Source organism: Arthrobacter sp. PL16, from assembly GCF_035985055.1.
Classification (GTDB): Bacteria; Actinomycetota; Actinomycetes; order Actinomycetales; family Micrococcaceae; genus Arthrobacter_D; species Arthrobacter_D cheniae.
The window spans coordinates 110,370-126,598 of the sequence record NZ_JAXCIC010000005.1; the positions used below are offsets into that span (position 1 = coordinate 110,370).

Annotated in this window: 13 protein-coding genes; 6 read left to right on the top strand and 7 right to left on the bottom strand. The window is 69.6% G+C overall.

Going from position 1 to position 16,229, the window contains the following annotated elements; all coding sequences use genetic code 11:
- Positions 1-22: 22 nt before the first annotated feature.
- Complete coding sequence (locus tag RCH21_RS11660) at positions 23-637, bottom strand: carbonic anhydrase (protein ID WP_326964498.1); 615 nt, start codon at positions 635-637, stop codon at positions 23-25.
- Between the two features lie 38 nt (positions 638-675).
- Positions 676-1,440, bottom strand: a complete 765-nt coding sequence (locus RCH21_RS11665) for a DUF4245 domain-containing protein (protein ID WP_326964499.1) — start codon at positions 1,438-1,440, stop codon at positions 676-678.
- A gap of 154 nt (positions 1,441-1,594) precedes the next feature.
- Here RCH21_RS11665 and glpX point away from each other — a divergent pair, with 154 nt between their 5' ends.
- Positions 1,595-2,644, top strand: a complete 1,050-nt coding sequence (gene glpX, locus RCH21_RS11670; protein WP_326964500.1) for a class II fructose-bisphosphatase — start codon at positions 1,595-1,597, stop codon at positions 2,642-2,644.
- Between the two features lie 63 nt (positions 2,645-2,707).
- Positions 2,708-3,751 (top strand): lipid II:glycine glycyltransferase FemX, encoded by a 1,044-nt coding sequence (locus RCH21_RS11675; RefSeq protein WP_326964501.1) that lies wholly within the window; start codon positions 2,708-2,710, stop codon positions 3,749-3,751.
- Here the strand turns inward: RCH21_RS11675 and manA are convergent.
- Genes manA through RCH21_RS11695 form a run of 4 tightly spaced genes read right to left on the bottom strand, consistent with a single transcriptional unit; the run spans position 3,748 to position 8,397 of the window.
- A complete protein-coding gene (gene manA, locus RCH21_RS11680) occupies positions 3,748-5,112 on the bottom strand; it encodes a mannose-6-phosphate isomerase, class I (protein ID WP_326964502.1) in 1,365 nt (454 codons plus the stop codon). The genes RCH21_RS11675 and manA overlap by 4 nt on opposite strands.
- 41 nt (positions 5,113-5,153) lie before the next feature.
- Positions 5,154-6,728: an LCP family glycopolymer transferase gene (locus tag RCH21_RS11685; RefSeq protein ID WP_326964503.1), complete on the bottom strand. Its 1,575-nt coding sequence runs from the start codon at positions 6,726-6,728 to the stop codon at positions 5,154-5,156.
- The gene (gene purE, locus RCH21_RS11690) at positions 6,725-7,273 is read right to left on the bottom strand and encodes a 5-(carboxyamino)imidazole ribonucleotide mutase (RefSeq protein WP_120148299.1); all 549 of its coding nucleotides are present in this window, start codon (positions 7,271-7,273) and stop codon (positions 6,725-6,727) included. The genes RCH21_RS11685 and purE overlap by 4 nt, the downstream gene beginning before the upstream one ends.
- A complete protein-coding gene (locus RCH21_RS11695) occupies positions 7,270-8,397 on the bottom strand; it encodes a 5-(carboxyamino)imidazole ribonucleotide synthase (protein ID WP_326964638.1) in 1,128 nt (375 codons plus the stop codon). Before RCH21_RS11695 ends, purE begins: the two co-directional genes overlap by 4 nt.
- A 386-nt stretch (positions 8,398-8,783) precedes the next feature.
- On the opposite strand from RCH21_RS11695, the gene RCH21_RS11700 reads away from it, so the two are divergent.
- Entirely contained in the window at positions 8,784-9,338 is a 555-nt protein-coding gene (locus tag RCH21_RS11700) for a GtrA family protein (RefSeq protein ID WP_326964639.1), read from the top strand.
- Here the strand turns inward: RCH21_RS11700 and RCH21_RS11705 are convergent.
- Positions 9,313-10,119 carry a TIGR03089 family protein gene (locus RCH21_RS11705; RefSeq protein WP_326964504.1) on the bottom strand — a complete coding sequence of 269 codons (807 nt, stop codon included), beginning with the start codon at positions 10,117-10,119 and terminating at the stop codon, positions 9,313-9,315. The genes RCH21_RS11700 and RCH21_RS11705 overlap by 26 nt on opposite strands.
- Positions 10,120-10,346: 227 nt before the next feature.
- Between RCH21_RS11705 and RCH21_RS11710 the strand changes: the two genes are divergently transcribed.
- From RCH21_RS11710 to RCH21_RS11720, 3 genes are read left to right on the top strand one after another with little or no spacing between them, the layout of a single operon-like run.
- Entirely contained in the window at positions 10,347-10,940 is a 594-nt protein-coding gene (locus RCH21_RS11710) for a WhiB family transcriptional regulator (RefSeq protein ID WP_326964505.1), read from the top strand.
- Entirely contained in the window at positions 10,940-14,383 is a 3,444-nt protein-coding gene (locus RCH21_RS11715) for a glycosyltransferase (protein ID WP_326964640.1), read from the top strand. Before RCH21_RS11710 ends, RCH21_RS11715 begins: the two co-directional genes overlap by 1 nt.
- Complete coding sequence (locus tag RCH21_RS11720) at positions 14,380-16,176, top strand: DUF5719 family protein (protein ID WP_326964506.1); 1,797 nt, start codon at positions 14,380-14,382, stop codon at positions 16,174-16,176. The genes RCH21_RS11715 and RCH21_RS11720 overlap by 4 nt, the downstream gene beginning before the upstream one ends.
- The last annotated feature ends 53 nt before the right edge of the window (positions 16,177-16,229 follow it).

Here is a 16,229-nt window from a genome sequence, read left to right on the forward strand (position 1 = left end):
GCGGCAATTCTCGCCGTTCGCTCTACACTGCGCCAAATCCCGTCACGAGCACGGCCTTGCCTTCATCCAAGCGGTAGGAGACACCGATGACGGCCACGTTCCCGCGCTCGACGGCGTCCGCGATGACCCGTGAGCTGTCGACGAGGCGGCGGGAGGTCTGCCTGGTGTGTTCGATGACCGTGGCGTTGACCTCCGTGACGCCGGAGCGGCGGGCGGTCAGCACCGACGGCGTGATCCGCTCGACGAGGTCCCGGAGGAACCCGATGGGCATCACGCCGGTGTCGATCGCGTTCATGGTCGCGGTCACGGCTCCGCAGTTGTCATGTCCAAGGACCACGATCAGGGGCACGCCCAGCACGCTGACGCTGTACTCCAGCGAGCCGAGGACGGCGTCGTCGATCACCTGGCCGGCCGTCCGCACCACGAAGACGTCCCCCAGCCCGAGATCGAAGATGATCTCCGCGGCCAGGCGCGAGTCGGAGCAGCCGAAGATGACGGCGAAGGGGTTCTGGTCGTTGACGAGGGCCGCGCGGCGCGACGCGTCCTGGTTCGGATGGGAGACGTCCGAGGCGACGAAGCGATCGTTGCCTTCCTGGAGGCGGAGCCATGCGGCGGCGGGCGTCAGTTGCTGGGTCACGCCGCCCACTGTACTGTCCGGTGTCTTTCGACCTGTCCTCAGGAGCCGTCCGTGTCCGAAGATGACAGGCGCTCGGCCTCCTCGACGGCGTTCTGCCGGACGTCCTCGATGACGGCCCCACCCATCGTGTCGAATTCGGTCAGCGAGGCCTCACCGTTCAGGATGACGGTCGAGCCGTCGACCTCGGACGTCAGGACCGTGTCGCCGTCCGGTGCGTCCAGCAGTTGCCATTCGATCCCGCCGATGGTCCGCGTACCCGAAACCTGCGCGTCGCCGACGCGCTGGGCCACCCACGTGGGATTGGCGTCGTCGGTCTGCGTGAGCTGGATGAAGCCGGTGTCCGCGGTGAGGAACCCGACCTCCCAGTAGTCGACACCATCACTGCGGCCGGTCACCCAGCGGGCGTAGTTCGAGGACCAGTCCTCCGGCAGCCCGGGTGCGGCCGGGAGGTAGCCGGCATCGCCCGCTGCCTGTCGCGCGACGGTTGCGACGTCGATGTCGCGCCTGTAGGTCTCGGCCGTGTAGGTCGGGTTGAGGAAGTAGACGGGCAGGACGACGGCGATGGTCGCGCCGGTGGCGATCAGCATGCCGCGGGCGGTGGAACTGGCGCGCTTCGCCTGGTTCGGTGTGAGGGTGATGGGCGGCGCGTCGTCGTTCAGTTCCGCCTCGAGCCGCGCGTCCGCTGCCGCCTGCTGCGTCCGCCGGCCGGTGTCGTCATGACCGGCACCGTCGTGGCCGGCGCCGTCGTGTCCGGAGCCCGCTTCGGTCGCTCGGGTGTCCCGCTCTTCGCCTTGGTTGCTCACCCCTCCATTTTCGCTGACGCTCGGCGCCCTGCCTAACCGGAGGGGCGCCGTCGGCTGTGTGCGTGCCGAGCGTCACGGGGTGCGGTGTACTCGGCTCGCCTATGATGACAGCACGGAACAAGGACGCCCGCGTCCTGCCGAGCAACCTTCGACGATGAGGATAGACGTGTCCCAAAAAGCCACCAATGCCCAGTATTCGACACTGTCACCGGCCCTGGCCGTCGGGGACGACGAGCCGGATCGGAACCTCGCCCTGGAGCTCGTGCGCGTCACGGAAGCCGCGGCGATCGCCGGCGGCCACTGGGTGGGCTTCGGGGACAAGAACCTCGCCGACGGCGCCGCGGTGGACGCGATGCGTTCCCTGCTGCAGACCGTGCATTTCAACGGCATCGTGGTCATCGGCGAGGGCGAGAAGGACGAAGCGCCCATGCTGTTCAACGGTGAGCACGTCGGTGACGGCAGCGGACCCGAGTGCGACGTCGCCGTCGACCCGATCGACGGGACCCGCCTGGCCGCCCTCGGCATCAACAACGCCCTTGCGGTGCTCGCTGTAGCGGAGCGCGGATCGATGTTCGACCCGTCCGCGGTGTTCTACATGGAGAAGCTCGTGACCGGCCCCGAGGCCGCTGACATGGTGGACCTGCGCCTGCCCGTGAAGCAGAACCTCCACCTCATCGCCAAGGCGACCAACAAGAAGGTCGGCCAGCTCAACGTCATGATCCTGGACCGTGACCGGCACAAGCCCCTCGTGGAGGAGATCCGCGCCGCCGGGGCCCGCACCAAGTTCCTCATGGACGGCGACGTCGCAGGCGCCATCGCCGCAGCCCGCGAGGGCACCGACGTCGACGCCCTCATGGGCATCGGCGGAACACCCGAGGGCATCGTCGCGGCGTGCGCCATCAAGTCCCTCGGCGGTGTCATCCAGGGACGGCTCTGGCCCACGAGCGACGAGGAGAAGCAGAAGGCGATCGATGCCGGCCACGACCTCGACCGCGTGCTCTCCACCAACGACCTCGTCACGAGCGACAACTGCTACTTCGCGGCGACGGGCATCACCGACGGTGACCTGCTGCGCGGCGTCCGCTACAGCAAGGACAAGGTCCTCACCCAGTCCATGGTCATGCGTTCGAAGTCCGGCACCATCCGTGTCGTCGAGGGCGAGCACCAGGCCCACAAGTGGGAGACCTACGCACGCATCAGGTAGCCGCGCCGGGGCGCGCGCCCTCCGCCGGAAGGCGGTACCGGCGCGCCCCTATAGGCTGGTCGGATGAGTCTTTCCGTGTCGCCCTGCCTCGATCGCGCCCTCTGGGACACCACCGTCAACCAGCTGGGAGGCCACCCCCAGCAGCTGTGGGGCTGGGGTCAGACGAAGGCCGCACACGGCTGGAGCGCCGACCGCGTCCTCGTCGCCGAGGACGGCATGGTCATCGGAGCGGCGCAGCTGGTCCTGAAGGCCCTGCCGGTCCCGCTGCGGAACCTCGCCTACATCCCGCGCGGACCCCAGACGGCCGAGGGCCGCGGCGTCGAGGTCCTCGAGGCCATCGCGGGCTACGTCCGCGCAGCCCACCATTCGGTCGCGCTGTCCATCGAACCGGACTGGAACGCGGACAGCGACGCCGTGCGCGCCCTTCCCGCCGCCGGCTGGACCCCGAGCGGGAACACCATCCTGATCGGCCGGACGCTCATCCTCGACCTCGCCCGCTCCGAGGACGACCTCCTGGCCGGGATGTCGAAGAAGCACCGGCAGTACATCCGCAAGTCGGGTCGCGAGGGACTGGACATCCGTCGTGTGGTGCGCAGCGAGATCAGCGCCTGCCTCGACGTCTACCGGCTGACGGCGGAGCGGGCCGGCTTCGGGATCCACGAGGACTCCTACTACCTGGACATCTTCGACAACCTGGGTGAGGCCTCACCCGTATATGCGGCGTTCCAGGGGGACGACGTCGTCGCCTTCCTCTGGATCTCCACGACGGACACCACGAGCTTCGAGCTCTACGGCGGCATGACCGACGAGGGCGAGCGGCTGCGTGCCAACTACGCGCTGAAGTGGTTCGCGATCCAGGAGATGAAGGCCCGCGGAGTCACGCGCTACGACTTCAACGGACTGCTCAACGACGGCGTCTCCCGCTTCAAGATGGGCTGGGCGCAGCACGAGGACCAGCTCGCCGGTACCTGGGACCTGCCGCTCTCGCCGTTCTATCCCCTGTTCAGCCGCGCGCTGCCCCTCGCCAAACGGGGCATGCAGCTGGCCCGCCGGCAGGCTGGACGAGCGCTCGGGCTGGTGCGGAAGGTCCGCGGAAGCCGCGCCTAGAGGGCGGGCGCCTTCCCGCCGACGGTGACGGCGAAGGCCAGGACCGGACCGTCGGTCCCGCCGTGGGCGTCCGCTGCCGGGCGGACGACGAGGGGCGCCTCCGACGCCGCGACGAAGGCGCTGCCGCCGCGTGGCACCAAGAGGGTCGAGTTCGGGGTGTCCAGCAGGATCGGCCCGCTGACCGCGAGGACCACCACCGGACCGTTCTGCACCACGGGGACATGGGCAGGAGTCATGCTCTCGGCGGCAGGCAGGGCGCTGTCCGGCCGGCCGTCGTCGGAGCCGTCGGCCGATGTCTCGGACGGGCCCGCAGCAGGATCCCCCAGAACGATCCGCTGCAGCTGGAACTCGTCGAACGGGGGGCGGTAGAGCTCCTGGTCGAGGAGGGTGTACTCGGCAGCCAGCGACCGTGGGGCGTGGGGCTCGAAGGCGACGGTGGAGAGCAGCTCCTCGGTATCCACGTGCTTGGGGGTCAGGCCGCCCCGCAGCACGTTGTCCGAGGACGCCATGACTTCGATGCCCAACCCGCTCAGGTAGGCGTGGATCTTTCCTGCCGGAAGGTAGAGCGCTTCACCGGGGCGCAGGGAGACGCGGTTCAGCAGAAGTGCCACGAGGACACCGGGATCCCCGGGGTATTGGCCGGACAGCTCTGCGATGGTCCCGAGGTCACGGCCGACGGAGCCGGCAGCTTCGGCAGGAGAAACGGTGTCGACCGCCCGGCGCGCCGCTGCGTGCTCGACGTCCTGCACGATCTCCTGCGGTGCCCCGAGCAGCATCGTGAAGGCCGAGCGCAGGGCGTCCTCCCCTCCGGATGCCAGGAGCGCAGACACGGCGTCGAGCAGCTCGTGCGACGCCGAGCCGGGCTCGACGGCGGAGGCGAGGACGCTGAAGATCCCCACGGACTCGGGGAGGGGCCGGAATCCGCACAGGGTTTCGAACGGCGCCAACGCGTAGAGCAGCTCGGGCTTGTGGTTCCGGTCCCGGTAGTTGCGGTTCGGCGCATTCTGCGGGATGCCGGCGGCCTCCTCGGCGTCGAAGCCGGCCACGGCCTGCTCGAGGCTCGGGTGCACCTGGAGCGACAGGGCCGAGCCCGCCGCGAGCACCTTCAGGAGGAAGGGGAGCCGGCCCTCGTAACGATCCGCGACGTCGTCACCGAGGAGTGATCGAGGATCCTGCTCGATCAGGTCGTGCAGGCTGTGCCGGGTGCCGTCCGGCCGCACGACCTGCGAGGGCGAGTCGGGGTGGGCTCCGACCCACAGTTCCGCCTCCGGTCCGCCTGAGGGCTCCCTGCCCAGCAGGTCGGCGATCGCATGCCTCGACCCCCAGGCGTACGGGCGGAGGGGGTTGTCGAGGAGGTGCATCGTCGGAATCCTTCGCTGGTGGTAGTCCTGCTCGTAGCTCGTCAAGCGGGGGAGCACTGACCGTTGTCGGCCAGCAGGTCGCCGAGCGTGGCGTCGTCGCCGATCGTGGCGAGCTCCTGCAGGTACTCCTCGGTGATGCCGTCGTCGGTGGTCTGCGATGGCACCTGCGCGACGACGCCGGCGCGATCGAGCTGCAGGACGCCTGCAGCGCCCGGGTCGGCATCTGCCTGGACGAACATCTCCTGCACGCGGCTGTGGATGAGGTCGAACTCGGGGTAGGTCACGAAGTTCTCCGCGGGGGTGCCGAAATCTGGAGGCCCGATGGTCAGGCGCCGGGTCTCCTGTCCCTTGGCCTTTATGGCGAGGTCCACGAAGCTCGCGAGCTGGTCCTGCGGTAGGTCGGTCTCGACGATCTGCGTACCGGCAGCGGCGATGGACTGGAACCTCGTGAGCAGAGTAGCAGGATCGAGCTGCGCGATCATCGCCTGCTGCACGCACTGCTGCCGGGAGATCCGATCGTAGTCCGTGACGAACTCGCGCGACCTCGCGTACCAGAGGGCGTGGTAGCCGTCGAGGGTCTGGACGCCGGGTCTGATCCAGCCGTCCGGCGGGTAGTGGCGGATCGGATCGGTGCCCGGGATCTCGGCGGCCGTGATGGGGACCCACCCCCCGGCGTCGATCCGGATACCTCCCATGGCGTCCACGAGCTGCTCGAAGCCACCCATGTCGACCATCAGATAGGCCTGCACCTCGATACCGAGGACTCCGCTCGCGGCCTCCATCATGGCCTCGGCGCCCGGGTCCGTCGCGTCGGGATAGAGGTCTGCGTAGTTCTGCGTCACATCGGTATAGAGGCTGTTGATGATGCAGGGATCCCCGCAGTTGTAGCCGTCGGGATAGATGCCCCACAGGGGGGAGTCGTCGGAGAACTGCGCATTCTGGAAGTTCCGGGGGATGCTGAAGGTCACGGTGGAGCCGGTCTCGGCATCGACACTGACGACCGAGATGCTGTCGGGCCTGCGGCCGGTGCGGTCCTCGCCGGCGTCGCCACCCATCAGCAGGAAGTTGTAGCGACCGTCCACGGGATCGAAGGCTGGTCCGGACTGGAAGATGGACCCCACGGTTGCCCGTCCGACATTGAGGACGTACGCGCCGTAGAGGACGGAACCGCTGGTCAGCAGCATCAGGAGCGCAAGCACTCCTGCCACGAGCGGGCGCACCCCGCGGTCCAGCAGGGGCATGCGGATCAACCGCAGCGTGTTGATGAAGAGAAGAGCCCAGCCCACGGCGATGCCGAGCATCACCACGATCAGGACCAGCGACCACCAGCGGTTCGTCACGATACCCACCACGAGGGATCGCTCGGTCAGTGCGAGCACGATCCCGAGCAGGACCAGCGCCCAGCACGCGAAGGTGATCCGCAGCGCCCGCCGGCCCAGGCGTCGATCACCTGCGACGATCTGCGCGGATCCCGGCAGGACGAGGGTCATGGCCAGGAGGACGAAGGCCCGCTTGGTGCGGACGGGTGGTGGCGCGGACTCGGGGTACCTGACCGGGTCGATCAGGCCCGAGCTGTTCCCGGCGTCGGCGCCCTGGACACGCATTCCGGAGATCATGAGCCGTCCGCCGTCGGCGTCGAGATCCGTGACCGCAGGGCTGCACCCTTCTCCTCGGCCGTCCGCCGGAGGGCACCGGCGAACTCCACGAGCTGCCCGCGCAGCACCTGCGCCTGGTCATCGGTACCCGCGGCGAGCATGCGGACCGCAAGGAGCCCCGCGTTGCGTGCGCCCCCGATCGACACGGTGGCGACGGGCACTCCGGCCGGCATCTGCACGATCGACAGCAGCGAGTCCATGCCGTCGAGGTAGCGCAGGGGGACCGGCACCCCGATCACGGGCAGCGGTGTCACCGAGGCGAGCATCCCGGGAAGGTGGGCTGCCCCTCCGGCTCCGGCGATGATGACGCGCAGGCCCCGCTCATGGGCGGTGCGGCCGTACTCGATCATCGCCGTCGGCATACGGTGCGCGGACACGACGTCGGCCTCGAAAGGGATGCAGAACTCTGCCAGCGCAGCCGCTGCGGCCTCCATGACCGGCCAGTCCGAGTCCGAGCCCATCACGAGTCCTACCTGGGCGTTCGTCACTGCATTCCCTTCGGTCATTCCTGATTGGTGGAGGGCGCTTCCATGCCGTCGCGGAGTATCGCGGCAACCCTCGCGGCCCTTGCGCGAACGGCGGCGAGTGGTTCCCCCGGGCCCGCCAACGCGTTCACATGGCCGATCTTGCGACCCGGACGCACGTCCTTGCCGTAGATGTGCACTTTAGCCGACGGCCCTGAGGACAACGCCGATCGGTAAGCCCCATAGAGGTCTGTGTTCGAACCTCCGAGGACGTTCTTCATCACGGCGTGCTGTGCCACGGGCTCCGTCGATCCGAGCGGGAGATCGAGGACGGCACGCAGGTGCTGCTCGAACTGCCCCGTCACGGAGCCGTCCATGGTCCAGTGGCCGGAGTTGTGGGGGCGCATGGCGAGCTCGTTGACCAGGTACCCCACGCCGACCCCGGGAGTCTCGAAGAGTTCGACGGCCATGACCCCCGTCACACCCAGGCTCTCGGCGAGTCGCAGTGCGGCGGCGGTGAGGGACGCGGCGAGATCATCGGGCAGGCCGGGCGCCGGCGCGAGCACCTCGTCGCAGACGCTGTCGACCTGGATCGACTCGACGACCGGCCACGTGATGGCCTCACCCGACGGACGCCGGGCCACGAGCACGGAGAGCTCGCGGCTGAACGGCACGAACTGCTCGACGAGCAGTTCGCCGCCCGTGAACCAGGACTCTGCCGCAGGCAGGGCGGCGGCGTCCCGGAGCACCAATACGCCCTTGCCGTCGTATCCGCCGCGCGGGGTCTTCAGGACGACGGGCCAGCCCGTCTCGTCGGCGAAGGCCTCGACGCCGGCCGTTCCCGTCACCGCTCGCCACTGCGGGTTCGGCAGGCCTAGGTCATCCACGGCTCGGCGCATCACCAGTTTGTCCTGAGCATGGATCAGGGCCGCCGGCGAAGGGTGGATGACGACACCCTCGCGCTCAAGCTCCTCGAGGAGCCCACCCGGGACATGCTCATGATCGAAGGTCACGACGTCGACGCCGGCGGCGAACGCGCGCAGCGTCTCACGGTCCCGGTAGTCGCCGACCTGCGCGTGGGCCACAGCGGCTACGGCCGAGACGTCCGGGCCTTCTGCAAGCACGTGGAGTTCGAGGCCGAGTTCGACGGCGGGGCCAGACATCATGCGCGCGAGCTGGCCGCCGCCCACTACGCCTATCACGGGAAAAGTCACCATCTCAGGGTACCCACGGAGCTCGCCGGGAGTGTCATCGGGTGCCGGACCGGGCTACCCGGGGGCCGTGTCCGGAGGCTGTTTCCGGGTGCCGGAAGGGCCGGCTGCGCACGGGGACGCGGGCAGATTCACGGTGAGCTCTCAGCCCGTCCCCAGGGATCCGACGACACAACGGGCCGCGCCTGCCCGTAAAATGGAGGAAATCACGCCATGCAAAGGTCAGCCGGGTGGTCCGCTCGGGTGACCTCCATCGTGGCTCGTCCAGTGATCGCCGGGTCGACGCCCCGCGGTACATGGTGTTCGTACCCAGACCGCGGAGGTAAGCAGTGGCAGGACTCATGGACAGGATCAGGGGCCTCGCGTCCCTCTTTTGGCGCGAGGTGGCGAAGTTCGGTGCTGTCGGCGGCGTGGCCTTCGTCATAGACAACGGCTTGTACTGGTACCTCATCCACGGTCCCATGAGCGGGAGCGAGGTCAAGGCTCGCTTCGTCTCCGCCGGAATCGCGACCATCTTCGCCTGGGTGGCCAACCGCTACTGGACCTTCCGGCACCGTCGTCAGCCCAATGCAGCGCGTGAGCTCGTCATGTTCGTCTTCATCAACATCATCGGCATGGGAATCGCGGCCGGGTGTGTCTGGATCGCGAAGTACCCGTTCGATGTGACCGAGCCGAGTTCCCTGTTCCTCGTCGGCATCTTCGGCACGCTCCTCGCCACCCTGGTCCGCTTCGTGGCCTACCGGTTCTGGGTCTTCAACGTAGAACTGGATGCCGAACCCGAGTTCAGCCACGACCAGGAGATCCTCCATCCGCACGGCGTGCGCCGAACCGGGTCGGCGCAAGCAGCGCAGGCACCCGGCAATGAACCCGTCAGGCAGGCCCCAGGCGGCAAGTGATGCGCTCGCCGGCCATCATGCTCTCCGTGACCGGAACTCCCTCGTCCACGATCACGAGCGTGCCCTCGTCCTGCCAGACAGCCATCGCGACGGCGAGGGCCCGCAGCGGACCGGAGCCCGGTTCGAGGAGGACCGTCGCAGGGTGCGCCGAGGCGCCGCCGGCTGCAGGCAACGTCACCGAGTCCAGAAGCTCGGCCCCCGTCACCAGGCGGCCCTCGACGGACACGAGGGGTGCGTCGCCGGAATCGGCAGCAGAGCCGAAGAAGACATCACCGTGGGAGCGCACCTCGGCAGCGAAGTCGATGGCGCCCTGCGGCAAGGGGCCGTCCCAGCGCATCGCCAGGGAGCCGAGTGCCACGCATACGAGGAGGCGTGGAGGCTCGATCCCGGGTACGGCGCGGGAGGACAGGATGATGTCGGCACCGCCGATGACGTCCACTGCTCCGCCTCCACCGCCGCAGTCGTCGGGGTCGCGGTCGTCGGTGTCGCGGTCGTCGGTGTCGCGATCGCTGTCGCTGTCGAGGACGACGACGGCACCCACCTGCCAGCAGGCGAAGGCGAGTGCGAGGGTCTTCCAGTGCACCGGCAGGTCGAAGGCCACCGCGGTTTCATCGGAAGCGTCGAGCTCGTCGACGAGGAGGTTGGCGCCCTTGGCGACCCAGTTGTCGAACACCCGCCCTGACAGCTCGATGCGCCCGTCCGCGCCGTGCCAGACGAGCCGGGGTGAGGACGCATTGACCGACCTCATGTGGGCGAGGATTCCTGCGGGCGTTCGTGGCATGGCGGCCTCTTCCGATCGATGATGGGTACTTGCCGACGCGCCGATGAAGACAGGTAGTCACACCGGCGTGGCGCCCGTGATTGTCTCGAGCCGACTCTATAAGGTTCCTCCCCGGCTTGCGAAAATCGACTTACACACGTGTAATTAGCTATCGGATTTGTTCCAGCAGCGGGGCGCGAGGGTCGACCCATGCTGATGTTGGAACGGCAACACCGGGAGGGCTGACCATGGGGCAGGCAGAACGCATTCAGGAACGACCAGACATCGCAGGGCAGGCATCTGCCCGCTATGGCTCGAGGGGCGTTCCCGCGGACTGGTTCCTGGACCCGGCAGATCCCCTTGCAGCAGAGCGTTACCGCGAGGGCAGCCGCTCCTCTCTCGAGGACCAGGCCACGGCCTTCCTCGGCGCACACGAAGCGCTCGTGGGGCTTCCCGACGTCGAAGAGGGGCCGAGCAGCCTTCTGGCACTGCCGACCATGGACCCCGGGTCGTTCACGATCCTGCCCGACGTGCAGGAGGACGCAAGGCCCCGGTCCATGCCGTCGGGACAACCCGTGTGGATCGGTCTGCCGATTGCTCCGGGCAACATCGACGACGACGGTGAGCTGTCCTGGCAGGCGGACTCCCTGTGCGCACAGACGGACCCCGAGGCGTTCTTCCCCGAGAAGGGCGGCTCCACACGGGACGCCAAGAAAGTGTGCGGGGCGTGCATGGTGAGGTCCGAGTGCCTCGAGTATGCGCTGGAGAATGACGAGCGCTTCGGGATCTGGGGCGGCCTTTCCGAGCGCGAGCGGCGCAGATTGCGGAAGCGAGCGGTCTGATCCAGCACCAACTCCGCGTCACCGCCGTTGTCGTAGCCCACAACGGTGCCGAGTACCTTCCTGAAACCCTGGAATCCCTCGAACGCCAGACGCGCCCGGCCGACTTCTGCGTCGGCGTCGACGCCGGGTCGACCGACACATCGGCCTCCATCCTCCAGCTCCACCTCCCTGTCGGGAGCCCTGTTGTCGGAGCGCCCGCGCGCGCCGGTTTCGGCACTGCCGTGCGCACCGGAGTCGGAGAGATCCCCGTCCATGGGACTGCGGACGGGACAGTCGACGGAGACTGGCTGTGGTTGCTCCACGACGATTCGGCGCCCGAGCCCGACGCTCTCGCTGAGATGCTCCTCGCCATCGAGCGCGCACCATCGGTCACGGTGGCAGGCGCGAAACAGGTGGCCTGGAACGATCGCCGCGAACTGGTCGATGTAGGCCTCTCCATCAGCAGGTGGGCCGAACGCCTGACACTCATCGACGTGGATGAGCACGACCAGGGACAGTACGACGCCCGGAGCGATGTCTTTGCCGTCAACTCCGCGGGCATGCTGGTCCGCAGGGACGTGTGGGACGCCCTCGGGGGTTTCGACCCGGCGCTGCACGGAGTCGGCGACGATGTCGACCTGTGCTGGCGCAACCGCCTCGCCGGAAACCGTGTCGTCGTCGTACCGGGCGCCGTCGTGCGCCACGCCGTGTCGAGGGCTCACCCCGTCTCCACTCCGCGAAGCGCGCGTGCCGCCGAGGTGTACCTCAGGCTCAAGCATGCGCCGCTGTGGATTGTCCCCTTCCTCGCCGTCGGCGCAGTGCTCGGCGGTATCGGCAGGCTCCTGCTCAGCCTCCTGGCGAAGGACCCCGGACACGGTATGGGCCAGTTCCTCGGAAGCCTCGCCGCCGTCGCGCGGCCTTTCCAGCTTCTCCGGTCCAGGCGTTCGGCGGCGCTGACACGTGAGCGCCCGCGCTCGATCGTCCGGCCGCTCATCACCTCCAGGCGGGAGGTCTGGTCGCATCGGAAATCCGTCGTCGACGCCTTCACCTCCCGCGGGTCCTACAGCGGCCGGCACAGCCCGCAGACGGAGGAGTACATACCCTCCGGTGACAGCACCGACGATTTCGTCGCCCTGACGACGCCGACCCGGCTGTGGGTGGGATCCGGAGCCCTGCTGGCCGTCGCCCTCCTGCTGGCCGCGGCCCTCGTGGGCCTCCACCGTCTCGTCGGCGCGCCCGCGCTGGCGGGTGGTGCGTTGCTGCCCGTCGCAGCGACACCCGGCGCGATCTGGGCTGATGCGACGGCATGGTGGACCTCCCTCGGCCTCGGTTCCGCAGCGCACGGGTCGCCGTTCTCCTACGTCCTATGGCTGCTGTCCCTGCTCGGATTCGGGTCCGGCAACACGGCCGTCGTGGTCACGATCATCTGCGCCCTGCCCCTTGCGGGGCTGGCCGCATGGTTCGCGTCCGGCGCCCTGACGAGGTCCCGGGGGCTCCGGCTGTGGGCTGCTCTCCTGTGGGGTGCCGCACCGGCCCTGCAGGTGGCGCTCGGCACCGGGCGCCTCGGAGCGCTGATCGCGCACATCCTGCTTCCGCTGGCCCTCCTGGGCGCTGTTCGCGCGGTCGGCGGAGCGCTTCCGTCCGCCGCTCTGCCGGACGGGATCACCAAGCCGGGGATCAACGGTTCCCGCAGTTGGACCGCGGGGGCTGCGACGGGCCTGGTCCTCGCCCTGGCGACGGCCTCTGCACCCTCGCTGCTCCCCTTCGTGGTCGGGGGACTGGTCATCGTGCTCATCGGAGGGCGCCGACGGGCCAGGACACTCTGGTGGGCGCTGTTGCCCGTCGTCGCGATCCACCTTCCCTATGCGCTCTCGGCCGTGGGGAATCCGCGCGGCATCCTCGGGGATCCGGGCATCCCGACCTCCTTCGACCCGGCGGCCCCCTGGCAGCAGCTCCTCGGCTTTCCGGTGTCCTTCGATCCGATGCTTCCTCCAGCTGCCGCAGACCTCCTCGGGCAGGGTCCGTGGTCGTTGGTGGCCGCCGTCGTCATCGGGGCTCCCGTGGTGGTCCTGGCCGCGGTGGCGCTCTTCGTCCGGCGCGTGCGCGCCACTGCTGTCCGGTCCTTCTGGCTCCTCGCCGTGCTGGCCCTCGTGCTGGCCGCTGCTTCTCCCCTCCTGCCGGTGGCGGTCGGGACGACGTCGCTGATCGGCGTGTTCCCCGGTCCGCTGGTCTCCGCCCTGTCCCTGTGCCTGCTGGCCGCGGCTCTCTCGGGACTTCCCGGACGCCGGGACCAGGGTGCCCCAACCCCTCCACCCACCCCCCGGCGTCGTCTGCTGACGGTCGCCGGAGGGCTCGCCCTCGCCGTCGGCCCGCTCCTGAGTCTCGGTTTGTGGCTGGCGCCGGAAATGGCGGCCCCGCCCGCGGCGGTGGCCGAGCCCGTGGTCATCCCGGGAAGCCCCACGGAGGCCGAGCCGGCGCCCGGTTCCGGCACCACCACCTTCGGGACGGGTGTCGACCTGCTGCCTGTGGCTGAGCGGTCCCTGCCCGCCACGGCCGCTGATCGGGGGAACGGGCCCGACCAGACCCGGACCCTGGTGATCACGGTCGACGACGACGACAACGTCGCGGCAGCGCTGATGCGCGGGGCCGGAACCACGCTGGATGCGCTGAACCCGCTGTTCGCCGCCCGAGTGCTGCAGGGCGGCGACCAGGTGACCGTGCAGGCCGACAACGAGTCCACCAGGATCCTCCGCACCAGCGTCGCGGTCATCCTCGGCGCGACCGGCGCCGATCCCCGTGGCGATCTCCGGGACCTCGGCGTCGGATTCGTCGTCCTGCAGCAGTCGGAGACGGCGGGCGACTTCCTCAGCGGGCGCATCGACTCCGTACCGGGCCTCACCGCGGTGGGAGACACGGAGGCCGGGCGCCTCTGGCGCGTTGCCCCGGCCACGCTCGATGACGGTACCGAGGACGCGGGCGGCAGCACAGGCCGTGTGCGGGTTCTCGACGCCGACGGTCGCACCCAGGCCACCGTCCCCTCCGAGCGGATCGATGCCGAGGGCACGATCCCGGCCGGTACCGACGGCCGGACCCTCGTGCTCGCCGAGGAAGCCGACGCGGGCTGGCAGGCGAGCCTCGACGGCCGGCGCCTCGAGCCGTCGTCGGACGGGTGGCGGCAGGCGTTCGCCCTGCCGGCCGAGGGTGGAACCGTGAAGCTCACCTTCGTGAGCCCCTACCAGCCGTGGTCCGAAGCTGTGCAGGCCGTCATCATCGCCCTGACCGTCCTGCTGGCGATTCCCATTCCGTCCAAGCCCCAGGTCGTGCGCCCGGGGGGTGGTCGGCGTCCCGGACGGACCGGAGGCCCTCGTCCGTCCGAGCCTGCGCTCCGGGATCCGGCGTCCGGCGACGGCGCCGGGTCCGAGGATCGCAAGCAGACCGTGGCCAGTGGAAGAAGTCCGATGTGACGTGGGGACGTAAGAACAACCGGCGGGATCGAAAAGAACAGGACGTCGCCGTTGCTCCGGATGCTCCTGCGCCGGGTGCTCCGGCTCCCGATGTTCGGGATGCTCCTGCTCCGGATTCCCCCGCGGACGCCGCCATCGCAGCCCGCGCGGTCGCCCGTGATAAGGCCGCCGGAACAGGTGCAGGCGCCCGTCCTCGGACGGGACTCGGCGCTGCCGCCGGTGCGGCGACCGGTATCGTCCTCCTCGCCGCCACTGCCGCGATAGCATCCGGCGCCGTCACTGACGCCCTGGCGGGACCGCCTGCCGCAGCCCTCACGGTACCGGCGGCGGCCGTGCCTGCAGGGGACTATTCGGCCGTCTGTCCGTCGACGCCACGCCTGATCGAGGCCGCTGTCGAGGGTGCAGATCCCCAGTTCAGCCCTGCCTCGTCCACGGCGAGGACCACGGTGTCCAGCGTGGTGCTCAGCGACCTCAGCGCCACGCTGACCGGGAGCGGCCTGCTGCCCGTCGGCGGGGGCGAGCCGCTCTCGGTCACCCAGCCCTTCGTGCCCGAGTCCTCCCTCGCAGCCGACGCCCCGGCAAGCAGCGGGGAGGACGGCCTGACCAACCGGATCGCCGGAGTCTCCCGGGGAGTGCGCCTCGATGCTCCCTCGATGTTCCGTGCCCAGCCCCAGGGCGGAGTTACGCCCGTAGCAGCTGCGATGACCACCTACACCGCCACCGACGGCGATCTCCGTGGGCTGGCGGCCACGGGTTGCCAGGTACCGTCGAACGACTTCTGGCTCCTCGGCGCATCCACCACGGTGGGGCAGTCGTCGATCCTGATCCTGACCAATCCCACCGGGACCCCCGCGACGGTGACCCTCGAGCTGCAGGGACAGGACGGCCCCATCGAGGCAGCCGGGCTGCGCGGACAGCTGGTCGCTCCCGGAGAGACCCGGCGGATTGTCCTGGCCGGGCTGGCAGGCAACCAGGACCACGTCGCCGTCCGGGTCCGCAGCGACGGAGGCCGGATCACGGGCGTCGTCCAGCAGAGCGTCCTGCGCGGACTGACGCCCGGCGGCGTGGAGCTGCTGTCGCCCAGTGCCCCTGCGGGTGTGACGCAGGTGGTGCCCGGCGTCGTCATCCAGGATCCGGCGACGGCGCGCCGCGTCCGGGAGCAGGAGGGCTACGGCACCGCCGCTCCCGAGCTCCAGGTGCTCGTCCCGGGTTCCAGCGACGCCGTACTCGATATCAAGGTGTATGGACCGGACGGGGAAGTGGACCTGCCCGACGGGGGAGTCGCAACGGCCCCAGCCGGGTCAGTGACGGCCGTTCCGCTCGCCTTCCTTCCGGAGGGGAACTACACCGTCGCCGTGACCTCGGACGTGTCGGTCGTGGCAGCAGCACGGGTGACCCGGGGCATCGACGACGGCGAGCCCGTGGATCTCGCCGGCGCCCCCTCGGCCGTGCGGCTGGGTAGCGACCACGCGATGGCCCTGGCGGAGGGCGTCGACTCGGCCCTCGTCCTGGGCGCGCCGACCGGCAGGGGCGAGGTCACGCTTACTCCGGTGGCAGCTGACGGCGTCCTGGGAGAGCCCGTGGTCATCGGCATCGCCGGGGGCACGTCCGTCACGGTGCCGTCGACGTCGCTCGGTCGATCGGCGGCAGCCGTCGTGATCAACGCGACCGGCGACCCGGTCTACGGCGCCCAGACCATGACCCTGCCCGGAGCCGGAGCGGGAATCTCCGTCGCGAGCGTTGCAGCCGGAGCAACAGGTCCGCAGAGCATTCCGGTGGAACTCGGCTACTAACGGAGCGACACCCCGGCCGGAGCGGACAACTCTGTGGCGGACTCGGGGGCCGG

What these genes read in the sequence shown, in the direction of transcription:
- RCH21_RS11675 (WP_326964501.1), top strand. Translation starts at nt 2,708, where the DNA reads ATGAGTCTTTCCGTGTCGCCCTGCCTCGATCGCGCCCTCTGGGACACC.
- manA (WP_326964502.1), bottom strand. Translation starts at nt 5,112, where the DNA reads ATGCACCTCCTCGACAACCCCCTCCGCCCGTACGCCTGGGGGTCGAGG.
- RCH21_RS11695 (WP_326964638.1), bottom strand. Translation starts at nt 8,397, where the DNA reads ATGATGTCTGGCCCCGCCGTCGAACTCGGCCTCGAACTCCACGTGCTT.
- RCH21_RS11685 (WP_326964503.1), bottom strand. Translation starts at nt 6,728, where the DNA reads ATGATCTCCGGAATGCGTGTCCAGGGCGCCGACGCCGGGAACAGCTCG.
- RCH21_RS11710 (WP_326964505.1), top strand. Translation starts at nt 10,347, where the DNA reads ATGGGGCAGGCAGAACGCATTCAGGAACGACCAGACATCGCAGGGCAG.
- glpX (WP_326964500.1), top strand. Translation starts at nt 1,595, where the DNA reads ATGAGGATAGACGTGTCCCAAAAAGCCACCAATGCCCAGTATTCGACA.
- RCH21_RS11700 (WP_326964639.1), top strand. Translation starts at nt 8,784, where the DNA reads ATGGACAGGATCAGGGGCCTCGCGTCCCTCTTTTGGCGCGAGGTGGCG.
- purE (WP_120148299.1), bottom strand. Translation starts at nt 7,273, where the DNA reads ATGACCGAAGGGAATGCAGTGACGAACGCCCAGGTAGGACTCGTGATG.
- RCH21_RS11705 (WP_326964504.1), bottom strand. Translation starts at nt 10,119, where the DNA reads ATGCCACGAACGCCCGCAGGAATCCTCGCCCACATGAGGTCGGTCAAT.